This is a genomic window from Glycomyces rhizosphaerae, from assembly GCF_042647865.1.
In the GTDB taxonomy this organism is placed as follows: Bacteria; Actinomycetota; Actinomycetes; order Mycobacteriales; family Micromonosporaceae; genus Glycomyces; species Glycomyces rhizosphaerae.
Map to the genome: position 1 here is coordinate 106355 of NZ_JBHRWO010000013.1, position 9762 is coordinate 116116.

The following is a 9762-nucleotide window of genomic DNA, read 5'->3' on the forward strand; positions in this document are numbered from 1 at the left end:
ACCGAATCCCTCGGCACATCGACACCTGCACCGAAAGCGAGAGCGTCGTGTCAACCGCATCCCCCGTAAAGACCACCGCCGTATCGGCCCAAGGCCTCTGGAAGGCCTACGGTATGGGCGAAGCCCAGGTCGTCGCCCTCCGCGACGTCTCGGTCGAGTTCGAATCCGGCGCGTTCACCGCCATCATGGGCCCCTCAGGCTCGGGCAAGTCCACCCTCATGCACTGCCTCGCAGGACTCGACACCACCGACCGCGGCACCGTCCACATCGGCGGTACCGTCGTCACCGGCCTGAACGACAAGGCGCTCACGAAACTGCGCCGCGACAAGATCGGCTTCATCTTCCAGCAGTTCAACCTGCTGCCCACGCTCACCGCCGAAGAGAACATCACCCTGCCCGCGGCCATCGCCGGGGCCAAGGCGGACCCGGACTGGATCAACCAGATCATCAAGACCCTCGACCTCGCCGACCGCCTCTCCCACAAGCCGACCGAGCTCTCGGGCGGCCAGCAGCAGCGCGTCGCCTGCGCCCGCGCCCTCGCCACCCGGCCTGACGTCGTCTTCGCCGACGAACCCACCGGCAACCTCGACACCCGATCCGGCGCCGAAGTCCTCCGCTTCCTGCGCAAGTCCGTCGACGACTTCGGACAGACCATCGTCATGGTCACCCACGACCCGACCGCCGCCGCCTACGCCGACCGCGTCGTGTTCCTGGCCGACGGCCAGATCGTCGAGGACATGGTCGAACCGACCGCCGACAAGGTCATCGACAAGATGAAGCACTTCGAGGAACTCGTCGCCGCGGCCCAAGGGGAGCACGCCTAATCATGCTGCGCGCCACCCTCAAGGGCATGGCGAGCCGCAAAGCCCGCCTCGTCCTCACCAGCCTCGCCGTCGTCCTCGGCACGATGTTCGTCGCCGCGGCGATGATCCTCACCGCGACCATGGAGAAGTCCGTCACCGGCGTCATCTCCGACGCCTTCACCGGCGTCGACGCCGTGGTCTCCTCCGCGGAAGACCCCGCTGCGGCCCAAGGGAACACCCCCAGCGCGACCCTGATCCCCGGCGACGTCCTCGAGACCGTCCGCGGTGTCGACGGCGTCGAAACCGCCGCCGGCGACGTCTCCGGCCAGGTCAACGCCATCGGCGACGACGGCAAACTCGTCGGCGCCTTCGCGCCCACCATCGGGTTCAACTGGAACGACCAGTCCACCGGCGCCAACGAGATCCGCGACGGCCGCGGCCCCGAAGCCGACGACGAGGTCATCGTCTCCGCCCAGTTCGTGAAGGACTCCGGGCTCGGCTTCGGCGACACCGTCACCGCCTACTCCTACACCGCCGACCGCGCCGACTACGAGATCGTCGGCGTCTTCGGCCTCGGCGGCGACCGCGACTCCCTCGCCGGCGAGACCCAGATGGGCTTCACCACCGTCGAAGCGCAACGCCTGCTCGCCCAGGGCGAAGACGCGTACATGGCGATCTACGTCGAAGGCGACGCCAGCACCGGAGCGATCGCCGACGCGATCGGCGGCGACTACCGGGTCCAGACCGGCGAAGAGGCCAGTGAGGAAGCGGCCCAAGGCTTCGCCGCGGTCGCCGACATCATGGGCTACATCTTCCTCGGCTTCGGCCTCGTCGCCGTGTTCGTGTCGGTATTCCTCATCATCAACACCTTCACGATCATCGTCGCCCAGCGCCAGCGGGAACTCGCGCTCCTGCGGGCCCTCGGCGCCGGCCGGAACCAGGTCGTCGGATCCGTCCTCGCCGAAGCCGCCGTCATCGGCGTCATCGCCTCCATCGTCGGCTTCGGCCTCGGCGTACTGCTCGGTTGGGGCCTGTCCCAGCTGGTCAGCTCCTTCGCGATGGGCGGTCTCCCCGTCGAGCTCCAGGTACCGCTCACCGCGCTGTGGGCGCTCGCGGTCGGCATCGGCGTCACGGTGCTCTCCGCTATCGTCCCCGCGGTCAAGGCTTCCGGCGTACCGCCGGTAGCCGCCATGCGCGATGCGGTCAACCCGCCGAAGCCGTTGCGCGGCATCACCATCGCCGGCCTTGCCGTCACCGCGGTCGGCGGCGTCCTGGTCGCGCTCGGGCTCACCGACAACCTCGGTGAACTCGGCCTCGGCGGATTCCTCACCGGCGTGGGCATCGCGTTCGTCGGCATCACACTGCTCACGCCGATCCTGTCGCGTCCCCTCGTGGCGCTCCTCGGCGCGGTCATGTCCTGGTCGTTCTCAGGCCGCCTGGGCAAGCTCAACGCCGGGCGCAACCCGCGGCGCACCGCGATCACCGCCTCCGCGCTCATGATCGCCGTCGCACTCGTCACCGGCATCGCCACACTGGTCTCCAGTTTCAAGGAGACCACTGCGGAGCTGACGGACTCCAACCTCGAATCCGACCTGATCGTCATGGGGCAGCAGGGGGCCAACATCCCCACGTTCCTGCCCGAGACGCTCGCCGAGATCAAGGCGCTGCCCGAAGTGGCGGCCGTCGGCGACCTCTACGGCGAGTTCTTCGGCGCCGAGGTCAACGACGAGCCGACCATGATCTACGCCAGCGAGGACCTCCCCACCACCCTCGGCATCTTCAGCGGCACCGTCGCCGACGGCTCTGTCGACAACCTTCCCGACGACGGCCTCGCCGTCAACGAATCCGCCGCCGAGGACCAGGGTCTCGCACTCGGCGACACCGTCCCGGTGACGTTCGCCAACGGCACCACCGAGCAGTTGCGGATCACCGCGATCCTCGACGACTCCCAGCTCACCGACGGATGGTGGGTCGCACCGGCGCAGATCCAGCACTTCACCGTGCCGAAGCCGATGCAGGCCTACATCCAGGTCGTCGACGGGGCCGACGTCGCCGCGGTCCAAGACGAAGTGGACGGGGTCCTGGCCGACGAACCCGAGGTCAGCGTCACCAACAACGCCGAGTTCGTGGAGCAGCAGACCAGCCAGCTCGACGTCCTGCTCGCGTCGGTGCAGATCCTGCTGGCGCTGGCGATCATCATCGCGATCATCGGCGTGGTCAACACCTTGGTCCTGTCGGTCCTCGAACGCACCAGGGAGCTCGGGCTCCTCCGGGCGGTCGGCATGACCCGCGGCCAGGTGCGGCGGATGATCACCGTCGAGAGCGTCATCATCTGCCTCTTCGGTGCGGTCCTGGGCATCGCGGTCGGCATCGGCCTCGGCTGGACGGTGCAGCAGGCGCTCGAAGAGGAGGGCCTGACGAACTTCGCGCTCCCATGGGGACTCATCGTCGGGTACCTGTTTGCGGCCGTGGCCGTGGGCCTCCTCGCGGCGATCGCCCCGGCGGCGCGCGCGGCGAAGCTCAACGTGCTGGGCGCCATCGCCTACGAGTAGACAACCGATTCTCAAAGCTCTGCACAAGGAAACCAGGTGAGGGGCGGCGCCGAACGGCGCCGCCCCTCCCGTCTGCCCTGCCCCAAACCCCTCACGCCGCCGAACGGCCGAGCCGCGGCTCCCCGGCCCTCGGCCGTTCGGCCGAGACCGGGCCCGGCACTCCGCCTCGCGGAGGACGTGAACTCCGGCCCGCGGACCGAAGCTGCCCGGCGTCCCGCTCAATAGCCTTGTGGCAACAGGAAAGACACCCGATCAGAAAGGCGCTCCCGTGCCACTCAGCACTCCCCCCGCCCCGCAGAGCCTGATGACGCGCACTCGCGCCGCGGTCACCGCCTCCGGCCTCTGGCGCGCGTACGGTTCGGGCGAGGCCCAGGTTGTGGCCCTGCGCGACGTGTCCGTCTCGTTCGGCTCCGGTCAGTTCACCGCCATCATGGGCCCCTCGGGCTCCGGCAAGTCCACCCTCATGCACTGCCTCGCAGGACTCGACACCACCGACCGCGGCACCGTCCACATCGGCGACACGGTCATCACGGGCCTGGGCGACAAGGCGCTCACGAAACTGCGCCGCGACAAGATCGGCTTCATCTTCCAGCAGTTCAACCTGCTGCCGACCCTGACGGCCGAAGAGAACATCCTCCTCCCTGCCTCCATCGCCGGCGCGAAGTCCGACCCCGCCTGGATCCACCAGATCATCCAGACCCTCGACCTGCAGGAACGCTTGACGCACAAGCCGACCGAGCTCTCGGGCGGCCAGCAGCAGCGCGTCGCCTGCGCCCGCGCCCTCGCCACCCGGCCCGAGGTCGTCTTCGCCGACGAACCCACCGGCAACCTCGACACCCGCTCCAGCACCGAGGTGCTGCGGTTCCTGCGCAAGTCCGTCGACGACTTCGGACAGACCATCGTCATGGTCACCCACGACCCGACCGCCGCCGCCTACGCCGACCGCGTCGTGTTCCTGGCCGACGGCCAGATCGTCGAGGACCTGCGTGACCCCACCGCCGACTCCGTCATCGACACCATGCGCGGCTTCGAGAGCCGGGTCCCGCTGGCCGGAGAGGCCGCCTGACCCGATGCTCCGCTCCACATTGAAGGGCATGGCGGCCCGCAAAGCCCGCCTGGCCCTGACCAGCCTCGCCGTCGTCCTCGGTTCAGCCTTCATCGCCGCCGCGCTGGTCCTCACCGCCTCCATTCAAACCACGGTCGACGACCTCAACGGTGAGTCCTACGCCGGCGCCGATGTCCTCGTCCGGCCCATCGAACCCGAAACCCGGGGCGACCGCCTTGTCCGCGAAGGCGTCTCGGCCGACACGCTGGCCGCGGTCGAAGCGACCGACGGCGTCGGCGAAGTGACCACGTCCGTCTCCTGGATGGTCAACGCCATCGGCGACAACGGCAAGATCGTCGGCGGCCTCTCCCCCACGATCGCCTCCAACTGGGAGGACGAGTCCACCGAACGCGAACTGCGCGACGGCCGCGCCCCCGAAGCCGACGGCGAAGTCGCCGTATCAGCCAAGTTCGTCACCGACTCCGGGTTGGGACTCGGGGACACCGTCACGGCCTACTCCGAGTCCACCGACAAGACCGAGTACGCCATCGTCGGCGTCTACGGCTACCCCGGCGGGCGCGACTCGGTCGGCGGCACCACCGAGATCGCGTTCACCACCGCCGAAGCCCAGCGACTGGTCTTCGACGGCGAGGACGCCTACTCGATGATCGCCGTCGACGCGGCCGAAGGCACCGGCACCGGCACCGATGAGCTCCTGGCGGCGCTCGAACCGGTCCTCGGCGCCGAGTCCGAAGCCCTCGCCTGGGAGGACTACAACGCCGAGATGAACGCCGAGACCGCCGAGGCCACCAGCCTCATCGGCAAGTTCCTCCTCGGGTTCGGCCTGGTCGCAGTGTTCGTCTCCGTCTTCCTCATCGCCAACACCTTCTCGATCGTCATCGCCGGCCGCCTCAAGGAGATCGCGATGATGCGCGCGATCGGCGCTGGAAGGGACCAGATCATCCGCTCGGTCCTGGCCGAGGCGCTCCTGCTGGGCGCGATCGCCTCGATCGTCGGTGCGGCGGTGGGCGTCGCGGGCGGCGGCCTGCTGACCTCCGTGGTCGCCAAAATGATCCTCGACGCGGGCAGCTCGAGCCTGACGATCCCGCCCATGGCGATCCTGGCCTCGCTCGCCGTCGGCATCGGCGTGACGGTCCTGTCCGCATTGGTCCCGGCCGTCAGGGCCTCGAAGATCCCGCCGGTGGAGGCGATGCGCGAAGCCGTCAAGGCCGACAAGCCGATCACGGCTCTCACCGTCACCGGCGGCATCATCACCGCCGTCGGCGCGGGCACGCTCGCCTTGGGCCTCACCGAAAGCCTCGGCGGCGACACCGCGAACCTCGCCGCATCGGCCATCGGCGCCGGGCTGATCTTCGTCGGCGTCACGCTGCTGACCGCCTGGCTCTCCAAGCCGCTCGTGGGCGCGCTCGGTCTCTTGTGGTCGTGGAGCTTCGCCGGGAAACTCGGCCGGCGCAACGCCAGTCGCAACCCGCGGCGCACCGCGGTCACCGCCGCGGCGCTCATGATCGGCGTGACCCTCGTGACCGCCACCGCGACACTGCTGACCAGCGTCAAAGCCAGCATCAGTCACTACTTCGAGGACAACGTCAAGGCGGAGCTGTTCGTCGCCGGGCCGATCACCGCCTCCGTGGCGCCGTCGTTCGACCCGGCGCTCATGGACGACATCCGCGCCGTGGACGGCGTCGAGTCCGCCGTCGAGCTGTACTACGACCCGTCCGACATCGACGGCACCGAGCAGCGCGTCTACGCCACCAGCGATCTGGAGGCCGGCATCGGACTCTACGGCGGCGAATTCCTCGAAGGCCGGGCCCCGACGCTCGCCGACGACGAGATCGTCATGAACGAAACCGCCGGTGAACAGCTCGGCGTCGGTGTCGGCGACACCGTCACCGCGACATTCAGCCGCGGCGACGAGGCGCACGACTTCACGATCGTGGGCGTCCTGGCCGACAACGAGAGCACCGACGGCTGGTACGTCGCCCCGGCCTACACCGACGAGTTCTACACGGTCCGCCCGACTTCGGCACTGGTCGACGTGGCCGACGGCGGCGACGTCGAGGCCGTGTCCGCCGCCGTGGACGACATCCTGGCCGCAGAACCAGAAGTGAGCGTGCAGAACCATGAGGAGTACGCCGCGCAGACCACGGTCCTCTACGACTACGCGATCCTCGCGATCCAGCTGCTGCTCGGCCTGGCGATGATCGTGGCCGTCATCGGCGTGGTCAACACGCTGATCCTGTCGGTCCTCGAACGCACCCGCGAACTGGGGATGCTTCGCGCGATCGGCATGACCCGCGGCCAGACCACGCGCATGGTCACCGTCGAGAGCGTCACCATCGCCCTCTTCGGCGCGGTCCTCGGCATCGGGGTGGGCCTCGGCCTGGGCTGGGCGCTCCAGGTCGCGCTGGCCGACACGGGCGTCGACGTCTTCCAGATCCCGACCGCGCTCATCGCCGGATACCTGGCCGCGGCCGTCCTCGTCGGACTCCTCGCCGCCATCGCGCCGGCCGTGCGGGCCTCCAAGGTCAACGTCCTCAGCGCGATCTCCTACGAGTAACGTTCCACCGCAAGGAAACCGATGAGGGCCGCCCCACGGGGCGGCCCTCATCGCATTGCTGAGCGTCAGTCGGCCGCGGTGATGGAGCCCTCCTCGAGCCGCTCCATGTCCTCCAGCTCCACGCCCTTCGTCTCCCTGATCATCTTGCCGACGAAGAAGAACGAGACGAGCGCGAAGGCCGCGTACAGGCCGTACGCCAGGAACAGGCCGGTCTGCGCGAGCTCGGGGAACGTGACGGTGATGAGCCAGTTGCTGATCCACTGCGCGGCCGCGGCGACGCCGAGGGCCGAGGCGCGGATCCGGTTGGAGAACATCTCCCCCAGCAGCACCCACACGACCGGACCCCACGTGAACGCGAATCCGAAGACGAACACGTTCGCGGCGATCAGCGCGGTGACGCCCTGGGCGTCGCCGAGGATCGGGTTGTTCTCGGCGTCGACGCTCGCCGCCGCGAAGACGACGGCCATCGTGCCGAGCGCGAGGAACATGATCATCGAGCCCCACATCAGCAGCTTCTTGCGGCCGATCCGGTCCACCAGGTAGATCGCGAGGATCGTACCGGCGATGTTCACGACCGAGTTGATGACGCTCGTCAGGAACGCGTCGTTCTCGCTGAACCCGACCGACTGCCACAACGAGGTCGAGTAGTAGAAGATGACGTTGATGCCGACGAACTGCTGGAACATCGACAGGAAGATGCCCACCCACACGATCGGCAGGAGTCCCATCCGCGGGCCTCGCACATCGGAGATCCGCGGCGGCGTGTCGCTGTGCAGCGAGGCCTGGATCTCCACGATCTTGATGTCGACGTCCCCGCCGACGTACTTCGCCAGAATGCCTCTCGCCTTGTCCTCCTGATGCTTCGCCACGAGGTACCGCGGCGATTCGGGGATCTGCAGCGAGAACATGAAGTAGATGAACGCCGGAATCGCCGCGGCCGCGAACATCCACCGCCACGCCGTGCCGCCCCAGGGAACCTCGCCGCTCGCCCCGCCGGCCGAGGCCTGGATCGCATAGTTGACCAGCAGCGCCGAGAAGATGCCGAGCACGATCGCGAACTGCTGCAGCGAACCGAGCCGTCCGCGCAAATGCGCCGGCGCGATCTCGGCGATGTACGCGGGGGCGATCACACTCGCCGCACCGATCGCCAGACCGCCGCACACGCGCCAGCCCGTCAGGTCCAACGGGCCCGTCGCCAAGGCACTGCCCAACGACGTAATGAAGAAGACGACCGCGGCGATCATCATGACCCGCGGACGGCCGATCTTGTTCGCCAACGACCCCGCGAACCAAGCGCCGACCGCGCAACCGAGCAGCGCCGAGGAGACGACCACGCCGGTTTCGACCGATCCGATGCCCCATTGGGCTTCCAACGCCTCGGTGGTCCCGTTGATCACTGCCGTGTCGTACCCGAACAGGAATCCACCGAGGGCGGCGGCGATAGAGACGAACACCGCCGAAGCGGTGCTCGCATGGGCTTCGCCGTGCATCAGATCTTCATTGTCCGTGGCCATCACTCACTCCCGAGGGCGACTCGATACCGATACCACACGTGCCGAAATCGTAAGCCGCAATCGCCCGGTAGATCACGGTTTGCCGTGATCTGGGACCTACCCGACAGGACCGGGAATCAGTCGGAGAGCCCTTCGTCGACCCGCACGTCGAGCGCCCGGAGCATCCGCCCCAAGGCGATGTAAGTCGCCCCGGTGACCGTGAGTTCGGTCTGCTCGACCGGGTTGAGGCAGGCATCGAGCGCCGCATCGTCACGAGGAGCCCCGGCGCCGAGGTGCTCGGCGTACCCGAGCACCGCCCGCTGCGGAACGCTGAAGCAGTCGGCCTCGCGCCAGCGGTCGAGCGACGCGAGCTGCTCGGCGTCGAGACCGGACTCGACCGCCATCGGAAGATGGTGGGCGAGCTCGTAATCCGATCCCTCGAGCTGGGCGATTCTGCAGATCATCAGCTCCCGCAGCCCACGAGAGACCGCGGCGTCGAAGCGCAGCGCGTGGATGAGATCGAGCAGCGGCGCCAGGAGCGCCGGCGCATGCGCGAGCGCCTTGTGCAGGTTGATCGGATCCCGCCCGACGGCCGCGAGCCGCCGTGACGCCGAAGGTGGTAGCGCTACTGGTGGAAGACGCGAGATTGAACCTGTGTACACTACTGTGACCTAACTAACTTGTGACGCCCACTACGTATTATTCAACGATGTGGGACAATACCTGAAGGGCATGTACCCAGCCGACGAGCCTGCAACGGAGGAGGCCACGTGAGCACATTTTTCAGCGTCGTAGGTGCGATCGGAATCGCGATCGCCCTGGTGACCGTATCGCTACTGACATTCCTGGTGACAGGGGCGATCTTCGGGATCGGGGTCGGTGTGGCGAAAGTGAGGGACGCGCTCTCTACTTCTTCCTGACTCAGCGCATGCAAAAGGGCCCCCACCGCGAGGTGGGGGCCCTTTCTCAAGTTAAATGCTTGGCGGTGTCCTGCTCTCCCACACCCTCTCGAGTGCAGTACCATCGGCGCTGGAAGCCGTAACGACCGGGTTCGGAATGGGACCGGGTGTGTCACTTCCGCTCTCACCACCAAACAAACCCTGGAGACACATGGTCTCAAGAATCCATCTGGATTCGAGCGCAACATGTGTTGTCTCAGAATCGCATAGTGTGCGTGAATGTCTCGTCTAGCTCAATGCTGACAGGTTAAGGGTTATTAGTGTTAAGTTCTCGGCGGTTAGTACCCGTCCACTCCACGCCTTGCGACGCTTCCATGTCGAGCCTATCAACC

General features: G+C 67.6%; 7 protein-coding genes and 1 rRNA gene. 5 read left to right on the forward strand and 3 right to left on the reverse strand.

Features of this window, described 5'->3' with window-relative positions; all coding sequences use genetic code 11:
• Nucleotides 1–113 precede the first annotated feature (113 nt).
• From ACFO8M_RS16815 to ACFO8M_RS16830, 4 genes are all read left to right on the forward strand, one after another.
• Nucleotides 114–824 (forward strand): ABC transporter ATP-binding protein, encoded by a 711-nt coding sequence (locus ACFO8M_RS16815; protein WP_387977658.1) that lies wholly within the window; start codon nucleotides 114–116, stop codon nucleotides 822–824.
• A gap of 2 nt (nucleotides 825–826) precedes the next feature.
• Nucleotides 827–3355, forward strand: coding sequence for an ABC transporter permease (locus ACFO8M_RS16820; protein WP_387977640.1), 2529 nt, complete (start codon nucleotides 827–829; stop codon nucleotides 3353–3355).
• Nucleotides 3356–3659: 304 nt separating this feature from the next.
• A complete protein-coding gene (locus tag ACFO8M_RS16825) occupies nucleotides 3660–4421 on the forward strand; it encodes an ABC transporter ATP-binding protein (RefSeq protein WP_387977660.1) in 762 nt (253 codons plus the stop codon).
• A gap of 28 nt (nucleotides 4422–4449) precedes the next feature.
• The gene (locus ACFO8M_RS16830; RefSeq protein WP_387977642.1) at nucleotides 4450–6978 is read left to right on the forward strand and encodes an ABC transporter permease; all 2529 of its coding nucleotides are present in this window, start codon (nucleotides 4450–4452) and stop codon (nucleotides 6976–6978) included.
• Between the two features lie 65 nt (nucleotides 6979–7043).
• Here ACFO8M_RS16830 and ACFO8M_RS16835 read toward each other — a convergent pair whose 3' ends face one another.
• Together ACFO8M_RS16835 and ACFO8M_RS16840 are read right to left on the reverse strand one after the other, a co-directional pair.
• A complete protein-coding gene (locus ACFO8M_RS16835; protein WP_387977644.1) occupies nucleotides 7044–8492 on the reverse strand; it encodes a sugar porter family MFS transporter in 1449 nt (482 codons plus the stop codon).
• Between the two features lie 116 nt (nucleotides 8493–8608).
• Complete coding sequence (locus ACFO8M_RS16840) at nucleotides 8609–9133, reverse strand: carboxymuconolactone decarboxylase family protein (protein WP_387977646.1); 525 nt, start codon at nucleotides 9131–9133, stop codon at nucleotides 8609–8611.
• A gap of 108 nt (nucleotides 9134–9241) precedes the next feature.
• Between ACFO8M_RS16840 and ACFO8M_RS16845 the strand changes: the two genes are divergently transcribed.
• Nucleotides 9242–9391, forward strand: coding sequence for a hypothetical protein (locus ACFO8M_RS16845; protein WP_157974657.1), 150 nt, complete (start codon nucleotides 9242–9244; stop codon nucleotides 9389–9391).
• A gap of 57 nt (nucleotides 9392–9448) precedes the next feature.
• Here the strand turns inward: ACFO8M_RS16845 and rrf are convergent.
• A 5S ribosomal RNA gene (gene rrf, locus ACFO8M_RS16850) occupies nucleotides 9449–9565 on the reverse strand.
• Nucleotides 9566–9762: the final 197 nt, after the last annotated feature.

Coding starts and splice junctions, on each gene's coding strand:
- ACFO8M_RS16835 (WP_387977644.1), bottom strand. CDS start 8,492: ATGGCCACGGACAATGAAGATCTGATGCACGGCGAAGCCCATGCGAGC.
- ACFO8M_RS16825 (WP_387977660.1), top strand. CDS start 3,660: ATGACGCGCACTCGCGCCGCGGTCACCGCCTCCGGCCTCTGGCGCGCG.
- ACFO8M_RS16830 (WP_387977642.1), top strand. CDS start 4,450: ATGGCGGCCCGCAAAGCCCGCCTGGCCCTGACCAGCCTCGCCGTCGTC.
- ACFO8M_RS16820 (WP_387977640.1), top strand. CDS start 827: ATGCTGCGCGCCACCCTCAAGGGCATGGCGAGCCGCAAAGCCCGCCTC.
- ACFO8M_RS16815 (WP_387977658.1), top strand. CDS start 114: ATGGGCGAAGCCCAGGTCGTCGCCCTCCGCGACGTCTCGGTCGAGTTC.